This window comes from Actinomycetota bacterium (genome assembly GCA_030019255.1).
Lineage (GTDB): Bacteria > Actinomycetota > Geothermincolia > Geothermincolales > RBG-13-55-18 > Solincola_A.
In genome coordinates this window covers 64483-82387 of record JASEFK010000008.1, presented here as the reverse complement: position 1 = coordinate 82387, position 17905 = coordinate 64483, and the positions used below count along the sequence as shown (strand labels likewise).

The window sequence follows — 17905 nt, the reverse complement described above, 5'->3', positions numbered from 1 at the left end:
CGGGTGTCAAGGTTGGGTGGCGGAGTGTGGATGGAGGGACATGGCGCGAAAGTTGGTGACCTCCGCCTCCCACTCTCAAGCTGAGACGACGAGGGGGATGGGGTATGGATGATATTAAAGGTAAAGTAGAGGTTGATATTGAAGGTCAGGAGGGGTCTTCCGAGGCCGCCCTGGCCGGAATCCTGCGGGAACTGATACGCTCACCGGGTTTCAAGGAACTGGTGAATATCCATCTCCGGGAACTGGATCCCGCTTCCGCCCGCGAGGCGGTCAGGGCCTTCCTCTGGGAGGACGTGGGGTTCTCCATGGGTATCCTGGGAAGCTCCCCCAGGGTGGTGAACTGGCTGGCGGAGGCCCTGCTGGAACTGGGGGTCCAGCTGAACAACTTCACCCGGGACATCCTGCGGGATTTTCTTTCCCGCATGGGCCGGGAGTTGGACCTGAAAAAGATCAAGGCCATACCCGGAGCTTACGCTCCGCTGGTCAACGAGCTCCTGCTCGAGGACCGCGAGGCCCTGGATGCCTTCCTGGCGGGGTTGGGATCGCTGGCAGAATCCGTCCTGCAGGCGGTGGGGCCGGCCCTGAAAAAGGTGGGGAACACGGCGGATTTCGGCAAGGTGAGGGTGGGCCTCACCGGACACTTCGAGAGGCGCAGGAGGGAGCTCTCCGGGGAACCGCCACTCGCCAACCCCGTGGCCCTCTCCAACCTGCTGGGGGTGGTGCCGCCCCTAGTCAACTACCTGCTCAGGGTGCTCACCCGCACCCTGCAGGGCCTCAAGCTCCCCGCGGAGATACTGGCCAACGCCGTCTTCCAGCTCCTGGAGGATATCGACCAGGTGGAGATCGGGGGGCTGGTGAACGCCCTCTCCGATTTGGTGATCACCCTGCACCGGGGGAACCTGGTGCTGGGAAGGGACGAACCGCGTTTCAAGGACGTCCTGCGCCGGGTGAGCCGGCGGGCGGTGGACGTCGTGGACGGGGAAAAGCTTCGCGAGGCCCTGGTTGCCCTGGGGGAGGACGGCAAGGTGGTGGGCGAGGTAGTCTCCGAGTACCTCTACGCCACCCCCGAGAGCACGGCCCGGGTGGCCGGTGTCATGTACACGGCGGTGAACGCCGCCCTGCGCGCCACCGCGGAGTTCCTGCGCCGCTTCGCCGAGCTTCCCCCCGAGGGGGTGGAGCGCATGGTCTCCCATTACCGGGAGGCGTTCCAGCCGCGCGAGCTGGCCCGGGTGGTAAATTACAACGCGGCCATCCTCAACAAGACCTTCCAGGTGGCACCGGACTTGGCCGGGGAGACCCTTAGGGAGATCCTCTCCGCCCTGGACCGGGAGGAGTTGGCGAAGGCGGGGAAGTCCATGTTGTTCCAGGCCCGGGACGCCCTCCTCTCCGACCCTGGAATGCAGGAGGCCATGCAGCCGGAGGCGTTGGGGGAGAAGATAAACGCGGCCCTCGCCGCCGTCAACCGCTGGCTGGAGGAGAACCCGGGAGCGCTGGCGGAGAAGGCGGCCCGCACCCTGGCGGCGGTGGACGGGAGGGAGTTGAGGAGAGCAGCCGCCGGTTTCGCCCTCCCTCTGATGAAGACTTTCATGCGGGAGACGCGGATAGGGGAAAGGATGAAAAAAATGACCCTGGCCTTAGGCGGCGCCGTGGCAGGGCTGTTGGCCCTGTGGCGGTTGCGCAGGAGGTGGAGGGCGAGGAGAGTATATGGTAATAATTGCCAAGCAGGCTGAATCCGGTAAGTTCGGAAGTAAGTCCGAAAAGGAACAGGGATCGATATGGAGGTCAAGGCCTTTCGCATGAGCGGACAGGCCGGGGGATAGAACCCGGAACCTTCTCCGGACGGGAGGGGAAGCTAGCCCCGGAGACGTTTGGGGGTGAATAGGGTGGAAAGTTTGCAGCGGCGATCCTCGGACATCTTCACGGATTACGTCCGGCGGTGGAAGGAGGAAGGAGGGAAGGTACTGGGGTACGCCTGCGTGGCTACTCCGGTGGAGATAATCGAGGCGGCGGGAATACTGCCCTACCGCATCAAGGCCTTCGGGCATCCGGACACCGAGCTGGGGGATTCCTACCTGGCCCGCTTCAACTGCCGCTTCTGCCGCTCCTGCCTGCAGCTCGGACTCGACGGCACCTACGATTTCCTGGACGGACTCATCGAGACCAACGGCTGTGACCACCTGCGGGGGATGTTCGAGAACTGGCAGTACGCAAAGAAATATGATTTCTTCCACTACCTCAAGGTCCCGCACTTCGTGCGCCAGGATTCCCTGGAATATTTCACCGAGGAGCTCGGCCTCCTCCGCCTGGCCCTGGAGGAACACTTCGGGGTGGAAATATCCGATGACGCCGTCCGCGAGGCCATCGGCACCGTGAACCAGGTGCAGGCCAGGCTGAAGGACCTCTACTTGCTTCGGGAGGGGGAAAGGCCGCGGCTGAGCGGAGCCGAGGCCCTACAGGTGATCTGCACCGGTTCCTCCATGCGCGCCGCCGACTTCCTCTCTCTTCTGGACCGCCTGGTGGAGGAGAAATCGAGGGGTCCGGCGATCGAGGGGCGCGCCCGTCTGCTCCTCCTGGGGAGCGCCACCGACGAAGTGGACCTGGTGGCGGAGATCGAGAACCAGGGAGGGCTGGTGGTGGCCGATGCCCTCTGCTACGGGTCCCGCTCCTTCTGGGGCCGGGAAGGGGAGAGCGTGGAGGAACCCCTGCGCTACCTGGCCGAGAAGTACTTGGGGAACCTCTTCTGCCCGCGCATGTTCACGGAGTACGAGCGGCGGCGGGACTTCATCCTGGAGCGGGCGAGGCAGGCTCGTGTGGACGGCGCCATCATCACCTACAACAAGTTCTGCGACCTGCATGGGGTGGAATCCGTGTCCCTTCGCCAGGATCTGGAAAAAAACGGTATCCCTGTCCTGGTACTGGAGAAGGATTACGGTTCGCCGGCGGATGCCGGCCGCATCCGGACGCGCGTACAGGCATTCCTGGAAAGAATTGGAAGCAAGACGGCAGAGAGGGCGGAAGCCGCCCGATGAAAATGCCGGTCCGGTGGGCTGTTCCTACCGCCGCCGGAGGGCGTGGAAGGGGGAATGAGGGATGACGGTGAGACAGTTCAACCCCTACGAGGGGCTCATCAACAGGGTCTACGAAATTTTCTCCATCGTGGACATGCTGCCCTACGAGATGAGCGACGAGGAGGTGGAGGGGGTAGCGCGCCTGCTTCCTTCCGACCTCCGGAACACCATGCGGGCCTTCCTGGTCCCCCGCGTGCGACGATCCAGCCTGGATTTCTTGAAGCTCATGAAGGCCTGGCTGGACGGAGCCCATCGCGCCAAGCGGGAGGGAAGGAAGGTGCTCCTGGTCCCCTTCAACTTCCCGCCGGAGATAATCCACTGCTTCCAAAACGCCTGGCCCATCACTAGCGAGGTCCTCTCCACCCTGGGGGTGGCCGCCCTGGAGGGACAGGGGGAGAGGTACTGGGACTACGCCATGGGCCTGGGGCTTCCCGACTTCGCCTGCTCGGCCAACATGATCGAGGTGGGTTCCTGCCTCACAGAATCCGATTTCGTGCCCGACGCGGTGATCTCGGACTGTTTCGCCTCCTGCGACATCAACTCCAAGACCCACGAGTTCCTGGCCCGCTATCTGGACATCCCACTCTTCTTCCTGGAGAAGACGGTGGACAACACGGAACGGGGGATACGGCAGTATTACCGCTACTTCATGGCCCTCATCCGGGACCTGGAGGAGTTCCTGGAGGAGAAGCTGGATGAGGAGCGCATGCGTCAGGTCATCGAGTACGCCAACCAGGCCTCGGAGCTCTACTGGGAGCTCTGGGACCTGCACAAGTTCGCGCCCTGCCCGGTTCCCAACGCCTTCTCCCTCATGACCTACGGGGTACGCTACACCATGTGGGGGACGGAGGAGGCGGTGAAGGTCATGCGTTCCATGGTGGAGACCTCCAAGGAGAGGTTGGAGAAAGGCGAGTACCCGGCGCCGGAGGAGGTGGCCCGAAGCCTCTGGACCTACACCAGTTATTACTTCGACATGGCCGGGCTCTTCAACTGGATGGAAGAAAATGGCATAACTCACCTCGGCGACGGGCTGGACCTCCTCTTCCCGCAGGTGATCGACGTCTCCTCCCGGGAGAGCATGCTTACCGGGCTGGCGGAGGCGGCCCGCAACATGCCCATGACCCGGCAGATGGGCGCCCCCTCCATGTCCGTGCAATGGCTGGAGGACATCACCTGGGCGGCGAGGGAGCTGAACGCGGACTGCTGCATCTACTGCGGGCATCACAGCTGCAAGCAGACCTGGAGCGCGGCCTCGATGGTGCGCAACGAGCTCATGAAAAGGGCCGGAATACCCACCCTCATCCTGCAGGGCGACTCCTGGATCCGGCGCATGACCCCCATCGAGACCCTCCAGGAGCTCATCGAGGAGTTCGTGGACACGGTGGTCAAGAGAAAGGGGCGTCGCGCGGCGCGGGCACGTTGAGGGAAGCGGAAAGGGAGGGGTTTTGAGGTAAGGCCCGCGGCCGGTCAGGCATAGTCCCTGTCCGATTCCGGGATTACCCGGAAGTGAGGATCTCCTTTTTCTCCCTGCCGCCCACTGGAGAACGATGCGGAAGAAAGCGGCGCCCTCCACCGGTGACCTATAATGAAATTGTTGAACGCACGTGACCTCGAACCGGTGAACACGGTGAAAACAAGGAAGCCGGCCCCGGATTCTGGTGCGGGGGAAAACCTCTCGCCGGTCACGCGATGAACGGGATGATGGGAGCGGGTATGCGACCCGGCAGGAAGGCCGGAGGGGAGTGACCCGTCAAGGCCTGGAAACAGGTGGCCGGAGTTACCCGGGTCTCGAGGTTGGTCAGGGATGTGGAGGTCCACGGAGAAGAAGGCGGAAGAATCATGGGCCGGGAAGTGCAGGGGCTCCTGGAGGACCTGGCGGAGAGGCTTTTCATATGCGAGGAAAGTCCTATCCGAGGCGCCGTGGGAGCCCTCAAGGACGGGGCCTGCATCAAGGTCTGCGCACCGGGGGGATGCGCGGCGGGGATGAAGCAGGACGGCCGAATGTCCCTCGTGGACCCTCACCGCTCCCGGCCTTTCATGGAACTCCATTTCCGGGACCCTTCCGATCTCGCGGCCTTCGGCGCGGTGAAAACGGCGAAGGAATTCGGGGCCGTTTTCCTGTCCCTGGTGGGGGAGGGAAGGCTGAGGCTGGAGATACTCGGTTCCTTCATGGAGCTCTGGACCCTGGGAGTGGGTCGGTTCCTCATGGGCATCCACGTGCTTTCCCCCCCGGAGGAATATCGTAGGCTTATCGAGCCCCTTCGGCTTCGGGATATAGCCTTCACGGAAGTCCTTGACGTGGAGTATCTGCAGGAGCTGGTGGACGAGCTGGCGCGCATCACCGGGGTGCGCCTCTGGGTCCTGGACATGGACTGCATGCCGGTGGTGGTGAGCTCCACCGGAGGAGAGCACTGCCAGCTGATCATCGATTCCCTGGAGGGGGTGATGCGCTGCTACGGTTCGGCCATCGGGGGGCTCGCGGAGCTGAAGAAATCCATGGCTCCCCGGGTGCGCATCTGCCACGCCGGCTTCATCTGTTTCGACGCCCCGCTCATCCTGGGCGATGAGATGGTGGGCATGATCAGCGGCGACGCTTCCCTCTCCGATCCTCCCGATCCGGAGAGATACCGGAAACTCGCGGAGGAGCTGGGCATCGACCCCGCGCCCCTCCTGGCCTCGCTAAAGAAGGTGCGCACGGTGAAACTGGAAGAGGTGGAGTTCCTTCTCTCGGTGGTCAACGCCCTGGCCCGCTCGGTCACGGAGATGAGCTATAAACAGTTTGTGAACAACCGGCTGAACCGTGAGCTGGAGCAGAAGAACTTCGAGTTGCGCTCCCTCTTCCAGGCGGTCACCGAGATCCAGGAGAGGGAGAAGGCGGCGGTGGCCCGAGACCTCCACGACGACACGGGCCAGCATCTCACCAATGCCCTGGTGAATCTGGAGATGGCCCTCTCCGAGGAAGGCCTCCCCGAGGAGGCCCGCCGCCACCTGCGTTCCGCGGCGGAGTCCATCTCTCAGGTCATGGAAAAGTTGCATGACATCTCCGCCTCCCTGCACCCCCACATGCTGGACGACCTGGGGCTGCTGGAGGCCCTGCGCAACCTGGTCCGCCGCCTGAACGCCGATCACCCCATCGATTTCAGCCTGGTGGTCAGAGGGGAGGAGGGGGAGCTGCCCGGGGAGGTGAGGATAAACCTCTACCGCATCGCCCAGGAAGCCTTGGCCAACGTGGTCAAGCATTCCGGTGCCACCCGCGCCACGGTGTACTTCGGAAGGGACGGCGAGGGCGTGGACCTCCTGGTGATGGACAACGGCCGGGGTTTCTCTCCCCCGGTGGAGGACGGGAAGGTGCACCTGGGGCTGGTCAACATGAGGGAAAGGGCCTCCCAAGTGGGCGGGAACTTCCGCGTCTTCTCCGAGAACGGGGGAGTCACGGTTGCGGTGCACGTACCCCTGGAGGATTGAAAACGGTCCCCAACGCCTTCGGGCCAAGCGGCAAAGGGCGGTCGCGGCCCGTCGAACGGAACCCCGAGGAAGTCGTTCGCGGCGGCCTTAAGTGCGCGATGATGTGAAAAAGTGACGGCAAGAGGGGCCCGGAAATGGAGAAAACGGGAAGCGGGAACAAGAAAGTCGGCGGCAGGAGAAGGACTCCCATAACACCCGGGAATGGGGCGTATACCCAGTAATTGAAGAATCGACCACGGATCTGGGAGAGGTGGAGAATGGCACACGAGGAGCATCCTGCATTAAAAGGAGAAGGGAAAGAAGGGTCGGGAATAAGGGTCCTTCTGGCCGACGACCATGCCATTCTCCGCGAGGGGTTGGCTTCACTCCTGGAGAAGCAGCGGGACGTGGAGGTGGTGGGGGAGGCTTCGGACGGAAAGGAATGCCTGGAAAAGGCGGACCGCCTTCGACCGGACCTGGTGGTCCTGGACATCAAGCTGCCGGGCATGTCGGGCATCGAGGCCTGCCGGCTCCTCAAGGCCCGCTTTCCGGAGATGAAGGTCATCGTGCTCTCCATGTACGAGGACTTCGAGTACATCCATCGGGCCCTCCAGGTGGGCGCGGACGGTTACCTCCTGAAGAAGGCCGCCGGATCGGAGCTGGTGCAGGCGGTGCGCAGGGCCGTACGAGGGGAGAAGGCCTTCAGCCCCCAGGTGCTGGACATGATCGTGGCTTCCCTGCGCGAGGAGGGGCGCGATGCCGCGGGGAGCGGGCCCCTGGATACCCTCACCCCTCGCGAGTACGACGTGTTGGCCATGATGAGCGAAGGGATGAGCAATAAGGACATCGCCGCCAGCCTGTTCATATCCACCAAGACGGTGGAGAAGATAATCTCCGGCATCTACCGCAAGCTGGGAGTGGTATCCCGTACCGCGGCGGTAAAACTCTTCCTCAGCTCAAGAATATAATGGGCTCAATCCCTTTCCTTGACCGCAGGCACGGAAAGGGATTGATGCCTTATCCGTGCGGAGCGGCCGCGAAGCGGTCCAGGTTGCAGACCTCCAGGATCTTCAGCTTCCGGGACACGTTCAGAGCTCGCAGTAGGGAGGCATGCGTCTCTTGAAGGTGGAAGCCTCCACCATGGATTTCACCTTGCGCACCACCCGGGGGTCGAAGCCCTCGCGCACCACCCTCTCCTCCGGGTAGCCGAGGTCGTAAAGGTGGTAGAGGATGAGGTCGGCTTCGGCGTAGGAAATCCCCATCTCGCCCTCGTCGGTCTGGCCCTCCCAGAGGTCGGCGGTGGGGACCTTGTCGATTATCCGTGCCGGAACCCCCAGGAAGGCGGCCAGCTGCCTGACCTGGGTCTTGTACAGGCCTCCCAGGGGGGTGAAGGCGCAGGCCATGTCCCCCCAGAGGGTGGTGTAGCCGAGAAGGGCCTCGGTGCGGTTGCCGGTGCCCAGCACCAGGGCGTCCAGGGCCGCGGACTGGTCGTAGAGCACGGCCATGCGGCAGCGGGCCATGAAGTTGCCGCGGCGCTTGGGATCGGCTTCAGGAAAGAACTGGAAATAGGCGTCTACCATGGGGGTGATGTCAATGCGGCGGTGTTCGATGCCCAGTTCCTCGACCACCAGCAGGGCGTCCTCCAGTGATTCGGGTCGCGTGGTGCGGTAGGGGAGGAGGAAGGCGGTGAGGTTCTCCCTGCCCAGCGCCCGCACCCCGAGGTAGGCGGAGACGGCGGAATCGATGCCGCCGGAGAGGCCGATCACCAGCCGGGTCTTACCCGCCGCCGCGGTGCGTTCCCGTATGAAGTTAAGCAGGCGGGGCAGGGCTTTCTGTGCATCCAGTTCGGGCAGCTTTTTCATCCCGGACCTCCCAAGCGTGTTCCAACGCCACACCCTTAGACGGCGACCGCCTGGGCGCGGCCGCCCCCCGATTCCCGATCTCGGCTAATCTTTCTGAATAATACCATACCCCGCCTTGCCGTACCCCGCCGGCCCAATGAGGAGGGACGCATGGTGAAGGGATACGCGGCGCAAGGTGTATCCTCCATTAGGAGGGCATGCCGGTGGAGGGCGCCGGGTATCGGCATCATGTTCCTCCGGGAGCCGGGAAGGGGAGGATGATGCCAATAAATGGATATTGTAAGCCATCCCCCGTTCGAGAAGCTCGGCCTTGCGGTCCGCGGAGCGGGACGGGTAAGCTTTCACCGGGCGGCAATCCCCGTCATTCCGGGGCAACCGTGCAGAGCAGGGCTGAAAAGGACGGAAGGCGGAGGTTCTACGGTTCCTTCGTGGAGAGGACGGTCAGGGTGAGTTCCCCGGAAGTGGCGGAGATGGCCAAGCTCCTGGAGAACATCTTCCGCGGCGTGAACATCGCCCTGGTGAACGAGCTGTGGATGCTCTGCGACCGCATGGGGCTGGACGTGTGGGAGGTCATCGAGGCGGCCTCCACCAAGCCCTTCGGGTTCATGCCCTTCTGGCCTGGGCCCGGGCTGGGCGGTCACTGCATCCCCGTGGATCCATACTACCTCTCCTGGAAGGCCAGGGAGTACGATTTCCAGACCGAGTTCATCGAGCTGGCGGGGAAGGTAAGTCGGGCTTAAGTCAATTTCTCGTAGGGGGCCAGGGCGGGGAAGCCCTCCGGCCGGCGGTGCGCCTCCTCGCGCTGCCTCTCCACGTAGCGCAGGGCCCGCATCTGTTGCACGAACCACTTGAAGGAGGTGTTGGCCCGGACGGCCTCCCTGGCCGCCCTGGCCATGGCCCTCCTCTTCCTCTCCCCGAGCTCCAGGGCTTTCCGGATGGTCTGGGCGGTTTCCGCCACGTCCAGCGGGTTCACGGGAAGCACACCTCCCCTGAGCTCCTGGTAGGCGCCGGCGCCTACGGAGAGAATGATCACCCCGTCGCGGGCGTTGAGTACCGCCCCTTCCTTGGAGACCAGGTTCATGCCGTCGATGATCGGGTTGACCAGAAGGACGTCGAATTCCCGCAGAGCGGCCACCGACCGTGGGTAGTTGTCTTCGATCTCCAGGTGGACCGGGTCCCACTCCAGGGTGCCGAATTCCCGGTTGATGGAATGGGAAAACTCCTCGATCTCCCTCTTCAGGTCCCGATAGAGGGGCAGGTCCAGCCGGGAGGGATAGAGGAGGTTGGCGAACACCACCCTCTCGTGCCACTGGGGGTTGTGGCGGAGGAAGAGCTCGTAGGCCTGCAGGCCGCGGAGGATATTCTTGGACGGCTCCACCCGGTCCACGCGCACCAGGAGCTTGCGGTCTCCGGCCAGGGAACGCAGTCTCTCCCGGTGAAAGAGCACATCGGGTCTGCTGGCAGATTTTTCCAGGGCCTCATGATCGATAGAGATCGGATAATGCCGCACCAGGGTCTCCCGGTCGCCGAGGCGGACCGCCCTCCTCTTGGCGTCCACCGAGGCCCGCACCGCTTCCGCCTCGCGGCAGCACTGCAGGAAATTATTCACGTAGTGGTGGGTGTGGAACCCGAGGACGTCGTTGGCCAGCATCCCCTGAAGGAGTTCCCTGCGCATGGGTTGGGGCAGGAAGCGCAGGTAGTCGGGCTGGACCCAGGGACAGTGGGTGAAGTGGTGGATGAGGACTTCCGGCTCACGCCTCCTGATGTAGGCGGCGCAGAGGAAGAGGTGGTAATCCTGGAGGAAGACCAGGGGCTTCTTGTCCGTGGAGCGGATCTCCCTGATTATCTCCTCGGCGAAGAGCCGGTTGACCCTCCGGTAGCCGTTCTTCCAGGCCTCGTAGACCGTATCGTCTATGGAGGGGCGGCGGGTGATGTCGAAGAGATAGTGCTGGAGGGGCCAGAGGAGGGAGTTGCTGATCACGTTGTAGTACTGGTGGAAATCCTCCCGCTCGGGGGTCACGAACTTCACCCAGTACTGGGGTCTTTCGGGAGGCATGGGAAGCCGCTGCCCGGGAGCGCTGCCGGCCACCAGCGCGTCCTCCCGGGTACGGGCCGCCGATATCCACACCGCGTCGGTGGCCGTGAGCGCGGTGGACATGGCGGTCACCACGCCGCCAGCCCCCCGGTAGGGTCTTATCCTCCCCTCCGGGTCCCGGCGGAACTCCACCGGTCCCCGGTTGGAGGCCACGATGACGTACTTGTCCCTGAGGTACTGCCGGACCTGGCGCGGCGTGACCGTCTCCAGATCCAGCTCGTCCCATTCCATGGCGACCTCCCTGCCTAAAGTATAACAGCATCCCGGCCGCCTTTATAATGAATTGACATTATATGGAAAGCTATCCTCCGCGCCGTCAAACGGCCCGGTTTGCACCGGCGGCTCGATCGTCACCACCTCTCGTAGCGTACCATCTCCTTCAGGGGCTTGCGGCCCCGGGCCTCCGGGTAGACGGCCGGGTACCCGAGGGGGGTCATGGCCACGATGCGTATGTTCTCCGGGACGCCCAGTATTGAACGTACCCGGTCCTCGTCGAACCACCCTATCCAGCAGGTCCCCAGGCCTTGGTTGCAGGCCTCCAGGCAGAGGTGTTCCAGGCTTATGCCGATGTCCACCAGGTAATAGTGCTGATCCTTGACTTTTCCGGATTTTTCCGGGTCGGCGCAGGCCACGATGAGCACCGGGGCCGTGGCTACCGCCTTCTGGGCGGGGTTCTTCTCTAGGGTGGCGGAGATGGCCTCCCGGGTAGCCCCGGCGCGGACCACGATGTAGGTCCAGCACTGCATGTTGGCCCAGGAGGGGGCCAGGCGCGCGGCTTCCAGGACGGCCTGCAGTTTTTCCTCCTCCACCGGGCGGTCGCCGTACCTGCGGATGCTCCTCCTCTCCTCGAAGACCCTCATCACCATGTCCTCATCGCCTCCCTCTCGTTTTCCCGTTCCTGCGGACCGAAGGCGTGCACCTATGAATCTAACACATGTGCGGGCAGGGCCGTAGGTTTTGCATGCCGTACCCGGAGGCGATGCGGGGCGGCGCTGCTGCCGCGGCGGGAAGCTTCCGGCGAGAGCGGCAAAGGCGCTGCGCGTCGAGTGCGTCCCCGGCGCGGGCTGGGGTGATAAAGCCACGGTTGGTATACAATTACACTTGTTTTCCGGAAGGGATTTTTCGGAGGCCAGGCGTTTTCAGGTCCGAGGTCGCAGCGCTGGTGGAGGGGCGCTGCCGCGACCGAACGCGAGGGTTCAAAGGAGGAGGAGATGCTGCCCAGGGTACCCGTGCAGCCCCGCCACATAGAGCAGTACCGAGGCCTCGCCGACCAGGAGGTGCTGGACGAGATCCGGACGCTGGCCCGTTCCCTGAAGGGGGCGAGGGTGGTGCACATCAACAGCACGGCCCACGGGGGAGGGGTGGCGGAGATGCTCTACACCCTGGTGCCCCTGATGGAGAGCGTGGGGCTCGACGCGGAATGGCGTCTCATCCACGGGGACCAGGATTTCTTCACCATTACCAAGTTGTTCCATAACGCCCTGCAGGGGATGGAGATACCCATCACCGATGAGATGAAGATAAAATACCTATCCGTGTGCGAGGAGAACGCCTCCCGCTTCGAGGGGGAATACGATTTCGTCATCGTGCACGACCCTCAGCCCTGCGCCATGATCGCCGCCCTGGAGGGCACCGTTTACCGCAAGGCCAGGTGGATATGGAGGTGCCACATCGACTCCACCTTCGCCCGGGAGGATGCCTGGAGCTTCCTCAAGGCCTACATCGACCGTTACGACGCCGCCGTCTTCACCATGAAGGATTACGTGAAGTCTCCCTTGGCTGTGCCCCACGTGGCCTTCATCATGCCCTCCATAGACCCTCTCAGCGCCAAGAACATCATCCCGGAGAAGCGGGTGCAGTCGGATATCGCGCGGCGCTACGGGGTGGACGAGAACCGACCCATCATGCTCCAGGTGTCACGCTTCGACCCCTGGAAGGACCCCCTCGGGCTGGTGGACTGCTACCGCGAGGTCAAGAGGAGGCATCCCGACGTGCAGCTGGTCTACCTGGCCTCCATGGCCGACGATGACCCGGAGGGGTGGCACTATTACCAGAAGACCTTCGAGTACAGCGCCGGGGACCCGGACATCTTCCTCCTCTCCAACCAGCAGGGGGTGGGGAACGTGGAGGTGAGCGCCTTCCAGGCCATGGCCACCGTGGTGCTCCAGAAGTCCCTGCGGGAGGGCTTCGGGCTGACGGTTACCGAGGCCATGTGGAAGCGGAAGCCGGTGGTAGCCGGACGCGTGGGGGGCATCCTGCTCCAGGTGGAGGACGGGGTGAACGGTTTCCTGGTGGACCGCATCGAGGAGGCGGCGGAGAAGGTCTGCCTTCTCCTGGAGAACCCCGATACCGCCCGGCGCATGGGCGACGCGGGCCACGAGAAGGTGAGGCGGAATTTCCTGTGCACCCGGCACCTCCTGGACTACCTGAGGCTTTTCCGCCGTCTGACCTCATGACGGGGGCTAAGAGGCCGATATATACCGGGGGAAGGACGGCGGAAGGAGGCAAGTCGGTGGGCGGGGAGCGGCACGGGTGAACATGAGGTCGGCGGGAAGCGGGGTCCGGCCGCTCAAGACACGTCCGGAAGACGGGTAATGGGAAGAGTTGGAAGCGGACGCGCGATAGGCGGGAAGAAGGACGGAGGGAAGAAGGACGGAGGGAAGGACCGGACGGCGGCCGGTTTATGCCGGGTGGAGGAAAGCCGGTGAGGCGGGAAGAGGGGCGGCGTTGTATTCGGGAATGAACGGCAGGGAGATCATCGTCTTCGAGAAGGTGAACAAGGTCTACTCCCTGGGGGAGACGGAGGTAAGGGCCCTCCAGGACGTGGACCTGGTCATCCGGGAGGGGGAATTCGTGGTCATCCTGGGCCCCAGCGGTTCCGGGAAGACCACCCTCCTCAACCTCATCGGGGGTATGGACACGGTGAGCAGCGGGCGCCTGGTGGTCAACGGTCGGGACATCTCCGGGCTGGACGTGAAGAGCCTCACCGACTACCGGCGTACCCAGATAGGTTTCATCTTCCAGTTCTTCAACCTCATCCCCACCCTGACCGCCCTGGAGAACGTGGAGTTCGCCCTGGAGCTGGTCTCGGACAACACCAGGGACAAGGCCAGGAAGGCCCTGGAGATGGTGGGGCTGGGAGAGCGTACCAACCATTTCCCCAGCCAGCTTTCGGGAGGGGAACAGCAAAGGGTGGCCATTGCCAGGGCCATGGTCAAGGATCCGCCCATCCTCCTCTGCGACGAGCCCACCGGGGAACTGGATTACGAGACGGGGAAGAACGTGCTGCGCGTCATGCAGGAGATCAACCGGGAGAAGGGGCAGACCATCATCCTGGTGACCCACAACTCGGCCATCGCGGAGATGTCCCACCGGACGATACGCCTGCACAGCGGGCGCATCGCGGAGATCATCGAGACGGAAAACCCCAAGGACGCCATGGAGCTCACCTGGTAACTCGACGGCCGGGCCGGGATCGCGTCCTCAATCCACTACGAGCTCCGTGAGGAGGTCGAGCAGTCCCTCGGGTCCCTGCACGGTCAGATCGGCCACCGCCTCCAACTCCACCGGCGTCTCTTCGGAAAGGACGGCCACAGCCACCCCCTCGAAGCCACCCTCCCGCATCAGGTGGCGCAGGCCCCGGAAACCGTCCACGTCCGTCAGGTCGTCGCCGGCGAAGAGGCCGCGGCGCAACTTCCAGCCCCGGGCCAGCCGGATGATCACCGTGCCCTTGTCGATCTCCACCGGCGGCCGTATCTCCACCGACCTGCGCCCCCGCCTCACCCGCAACCCCAGTCTGAGGGCCAGCCCCTCGGCCAGGCGCACCGCTTGTTCCTCGCTCCGGGGGGCTTCCCGGAAATGCAGGGTGAGGGAGGCCACCTTATCCTCCAGGGTCACCCCGGGCAGCCCGGGCAGGACCTCCCGGATCTCCCCGCGGGCTCGGTCCAGGATCGGAAGGTAGGGCAGTATTTCCGAATCCAGGCGCGGCTCGTCTCCCTCCAGCCACTCCATGCCGTGGATTCCCACGTAGTGGACATGGGGCATTCCCACCAGGGAGGCCACGTCGGCGGCCCGCCTGCCGGAGAGAATGCACAGGGGGTAGTGCCTGGCCAGCCTGGGGAGGAGCTCGGCCGCCCGGGGATGGAGGACGGCGCCGCCGGGGGAGGGAGCGATGTCGCTTATGGTCCCGTCGAAGTCCAGGAATATCCCGCTGTGGCGGGGGTCGTTCCGGAAATCTCTCGTCCAGGTGGATTCCATGTCCCTCCTCCGTCGTTCCGACTCTGAGCAGTGCCCGTGGCCCGGGATCACCTCCACGAGGGAGCGGGGCGGGAACTACGGGCCTGGAGTCCGTCAACCTCGATTTTTCCCTGATGGTATATATCGACGCCCGCCGGCGCAACGCCTCCGGGGTTGGAAGTGCTCTTGCAGGGGGAAGTTCGAGCCCCGGGAGCTGGGGGCATGGATGAAGATGGCCCTCACGGGGCGAGGCAAGGCGCGGGGGATGTCCTCCGTGGCCACCTTAAGCGTTATCCTATCCACCGGACCGTCGCCTGCGTACTAGGCTGCGCCGGGTGGAGCCCGGAAGGGGAAGGGGTTGCAGGACCTCTCCGTACAGCACCGCCCGTGGGTTTTCCCGAAGCAGGACGTCTGCCGCCCCCTCCCCCAGCAGCCCCCGGACCTTCTTCCAGGCCTCGGAAAGGTCGGGATGCCTTTCCACGGCCCGGTGGGCGTCGGAGGCCATCAGCCTGGCCAGGCCCTCACGCAAAAGAGCGGTTGCCACGCGCCGGGCGGTGCGCCCGTAGGTTCCCAGGAGGGAGCCCGAATTCACCTGCAGTTCCACTCCCCTGTCCACCAAGTCCCGCAGCAGGGCCAGGTCGTCCGCCAGGCGGCGGTTGCGTTCCGGGTGGGCCAGGATGGGTGTGCAGCCGTGAAGCTGGAGCCGGAAGATGGTTTCCTCCGCGCCCACGGGAACGTCCATGAGAGGTAAATCGACCAGGAGAGACCTGCCGTTTCCGGCCAGGGCAGCCTTTTTGCCGCCTCCCCCCGGCGAGGCGGTAGAGCCCCGCGTTCAGGCGTATCTCCGCCCCGGGGAGCAGCTCCAGGCCCAGCCCCTCGAGTTCCAGTTTCTTCCTGTACTTCTCCACCAGGGGAGGGATTAAATCCCATGGCGTGGACCTCTCCTCCAGGTCCCAGTGGGGAGTGGCCACCATGATCCCCGTGCCTCCCTCCAGGGCCACCCGGGCCATGGCCAGGAATTCTTCCTCTTCAGCTGCGCCGTCGTCCAGGCCCGGCAGGATGTGGCAGTGGAGGTCAATGAAGGCCAAGCCCTACCTCCGTAGGTTTTGGCGGTACCACTCCACGGTGCGGGCCAGTCCCTCGGAAAGAGGTGTACGGGGCTTCCACCCCAGGAGCTCGCCGGCCTTCTCCGCCTTGAGGGCGATGCGGGAAAGCTCCCCCTGGCGCGGGGGCGCGTATTCCGGTTCCCCCTCGAAGTCCAGGATGTCCGCCAGCATGCGGTAGAGCTGGTTGACCGAGGTCTCCACCCCGGTTCCCAGGTTGATGAACTCGCCGTCCCCCCTGGTCAGCGCCGCCCGGTAGGCCTCCACCACGTCCTCCACGAAGACGAAATCCCGGGTCTGTTCCCCGTCGCCGTAAATGACCGGCGCCTCGCCGGCCAGCATGCGGCCAATGAAGATGGCCACCACGCCGGCCTCACCGAAAGGATTCTGGCGTGGCCCGTAGACGTTGGCCGGGGCCAGGGTGCAATAGGAGAGCCCGTGGGCGCGCTGGTAATAACGCAGGTATTCCTCGGCCACGTTCTTGCTCACCCCGTAGGGAGAGTCGGGGTGCCGCGGCGCGTCCTCGGAGACGGGCAGCGACTCGGGTTCCCCGTACACGCAACCACCGGAGCTGGTGTTGATGAACCGCCTCACGCCGTTCTTCACCGCCAGCTGGAGCACGTTGATGGTCCCCAGCACGTTGACCTCCGCGTCCATAACCGGGTTCCTCACCGAGACCCTCACGTCCGGCTGGGCGGCGAGGTGGATGACCACCTCCTGTTCGCGGTTCCGGAAGGCCGCCAGCAGGGAATCGTCGCGGATGTCGGTGTGGAAGAAGGCGAAGCGGTTTTCCCGTGCCGCTTCCTTAACGTTATACAGGTTCTCGAACTTCCCGGTGGAAAGATTATCCACTACGGTCACCGTATGTCCGTCCCGAAGGAGGGCGTCCACCAGGTTGGAACCTATGAAGCCGGCTCCTCCCGTTACCAGGATGCGCACCGGGCTCACCTCCTCATGGAATATGTTACCATGTTGCCGTCACGGTACCTCCCGTTTGCCGGGATCCCCGGCCGGAACCACCGATCCCTTGCCCTTCTGTATCACGCGGGGCGGCCAGAGGTCCGCGCATCCCACCCCTCGCTTCCTCCGGTGGAGGCGCCCCTCGCCGCGAGCCCCCGGCGCCGCGGGCGTGGAACCCGGCCGCCCCGGCCTTACCGTTGCGCCTCCGCGTTCTCGTACACGGAGTCGATGATCGACCAGAAGAGGGGGCGCACGGACCGGTACTCGTCGTAGGGCGCGCGACCCTCGAAGCGGAAACAGTAATTCCCGCCCACCACGTAGCAGAGGATGAAGGCCGTCCTTTCCCCCAGGAGATTAGCCTCGAACTCCAGGTAAAAGGCGGGCATGTCCCCGGCCCGGGTATAGGTGAAGAGCTCGGCCTCCGTATCCTGGACGGTGCCGCCGAGGGAGCGCACCTGCTCTTCCGCTTCCCCTTCCAAGTACTCGCGGATGCCCTCCAGGCCTCCCACGGTGACCACGGGATCCAGGACCAGGACCTTGACTTCCATAAATTTCCTGGAAGTCAGGACCACGCGCAGGGCGGCCAGCTCGTCGCCGGCAGGAAAGCCCTGTTCCAGGTTCCAGTCCTCCGGGTAGGTGAGACCGAAGCCCAGCTCGGGGTGGTGAAAGCTGGCCGTGTTCTCCTGCGTCTCCTCCGCCGTCTCGCTTCCCTCGCGGTTCCCGCTCACCGTCCGGTAGACCAGGAAGACGGCACCGGCGAGGACGGCAAGGGCGGCGGACAGGAGCAGGAAGACGGCCAGGTAGAACCAGGGGCTGCGGTGCCGGGGCAGGACGATATCCTCCTCCGGCTCCTGGCGAAGGAAGCTTTCCACCAGGCCGTCCTGGGAAAGCGGCGTGCCGCACAACCCGCAGAACTTAGCCCTGTCCGGCTGGTAGGTTCCGCATTCCGGGCAGATCAACTCCTATACCTCCACCACTTCCTGCCGTGTACCTGCTCGTCTTGTCGCTTCGTCATGCTTTACCTGTCCCCGTCCCGTTTCCCGTCCCTCATCCCTTGCTTGAACAGGGGAAACGCAGCGCGGGGACCTCTCCTCTCGCCGCACGTTCACCCACTCATCCCGGGTGCCGCGCCCGCGT

General features: G+C 64.3%; 14 protein-coding genes and 1 pseudogene. 8 read left to right on the top strand and 7 right to left on the bottom strand.

What is annotated here, in order from left to right:
• Positions 1-104: 104 nt before the first annotated feature.
• The 5 genes from QME84_08625 (at position 105) to QME84_08605 (ending at position 7480) form a co-directional block, all read left to right on the top strand.
• A complete protein-coding gene (locus QME84_08625) occupies positions 105-1730 on the top strand; it encodes a hypothetical protein (protein ID MDI6874327.1) in 1626 nt (541 codons plus the stop codon).
• Between the two features lie 153 nt (positions 1731-1883).
• Positions 1884-3029, top strand: coding sequence for a 2-hydroxyacyl-CoA dehydratase family protein (locus tag QME84_08620; GenBank protein ID MDI6874326.1), 1146 nt, complete (start codon positions 1884-1886; stop codon positions 3027-3029).
• A gap of 61 nt (positions 3030-3090) precedes the next feature.
• Complete coding sequence (locus QME84_08615) at positions 3091-4491, top strand: 2-hydroxyacyl-CoA dehydratase family protein (GenBank protein ID MDI6874325.1); 1401 nt, start codon at positions 3091-3093, stop codon at positions 4489-4491.
• 416 nt (positions 4492-4907) lie between these two features.
• Positions 4908-6533 (top strand): PocR ligand-binding domain-containing protein, encoded by a 1626-nt coding sequence (locus QME84_08610; GenBank protein ID MDI6874324.1) that lies wholly within the window; start codon positions 4908-4910, stop codon positions 6531-6533.
• Between the two features lie 257 nt (positions 6534-6790).
• Positions 6791-7480: a response regulator transcription factor gene (locus tag QME84_08605; protein ID MDI6874323.1), complete on the top strand. Its 690-nt coding sequence runs from the start codon at positions 6791-6793 to the stop codon at positions 7478-7480.
• A 120-nt stretch (positions 7481-7600) separates the two neighbouring features.
• Here QME84_08605 and QME84_08600 read toward each other — a convergent pair whose 3' ends face one another.
• Positions 7601-8374, bottom strand: coding sequence for an NAD+ synthase (locus QME84_08600; GenBank protein ID MDI6874322.1), 774 nt, complete (start codon positions 8372-8374; stop codon positions 7601-7603).
• A 416-nt stretch (positions 8375-8790) separates the two neighbouring features.
• Between QME84_08600 and QME84_08595 the strand changes: the two are divergent.
• A pseudogene (locus QME84_08595) lies at positions 8791-9105 on the top strand (nucleotide sugar dehydrogenase).
• Between the two features lie 5 nt (positions 9106-9110).
• Here the strand turns inward: QME84_08595 and QME84_08590 are convergent.
• Together QME84_08590 and QME84_08585 are read right to left on the bottom strand one after the other, a co-directional pair.
• Complete coding sequence (locus QME84_08590; GenBank protein MDI6874321.1) at positions 9111-10700, bottom strand: trehalose-6-phosphate synthase; 1590 nt, start codon at positions 10698-10700, stop codon at positions 9111-9113.
• A gap of 119 nt (positions 10701-10819) precedes the next feature.
• Complete coding sequence (locus QME84_08585; GenBank protein MDI6874320.1) at positions 10820-11335, bottom strand: nitroreductase family protein; 516 nt, start codon at positions 11333-11335, stop codon at positions 10820-10822.
• Between the two features lie 345 nt (positions 11336-11680).
• On the opposite strand from QME84_08585, the gene QME84_08580 reads away from it, so the two are divergent.
• Positions 11681-12925, top strand: coding sequence for a glycosyltransferase (locus QME84_08580; protein ID MDI6874319.1), 1245 nt, complete (start codon positions 11681-11683; stop codon positions 12923-12925).
• Between the two features lie 283 nt (positions 12926-13208).
• Positions 13209-13925, top strand: a complete 717-nt coding sequence (locus QME84_08575) for an ABC transporter ATP-binding protein (protein MDI6874318.1) — start codon at positions 13209-13211, stop codon at positions 13923-13925.
• Positions 13926-13952: 27 nt separating this feature from the next.
• Here the strand turns inward: QME84_08575 and otsB are convergent, their stop codons facing one another.
• From otsB to QME84_08555, 4 genes are all read right to left on the bottom strand, one after another.
• The gene (gene otsB / locus QME84_08570; GenBank protein ID MDI6874317.1) at positions 13953-14726 is read right to left on the bottom strand and encodes a trehalose-phosphatase; all 774 of its coding nucleotides are present in this window, start codon (positions 14724-14726) and stop codon (positions 13953-13955) included.
• 274 nt (positions 14727-15000) lie between these two features.
• Positions 15001-15465, bottom strand: coding sequence for a hypothetical protein (locus QME84_08565; protein MDI6874316.1), 465 nt, complete (start codon positions 15463-15465; stop codon positions 15001-15003).
• Between the two features lie 331 nt (positions 15466-15796).
• The gene (locus tag QME84_08560) at positions 15797-16747 is read right to left on the bottom strand and encodes an SDR family oxidoreductase (protein ID MDI6874315.1); all 951 of its coding nucleotides are present in this window, start codon (positions 16745-16747) and stop codon (positions 15797-15799) included.
• A 212-nt stretch (positions 16748-16959) separates the two neighbouring features.
• Positions 16960-17727 carry a zinc ribbon domain-containing protein gene (locus QME84_08555; GenBank protein ID MDI6874314.1) on the bottom strand — a complete coding sequence of 256 codons (768 nt, stop codon included), beginning with the start codon at positions 17725-17727 and terminating at the stop codon, positions 16960-16962.
• Positions 17728-17905 lie beyond the last annotated feature (178 nt).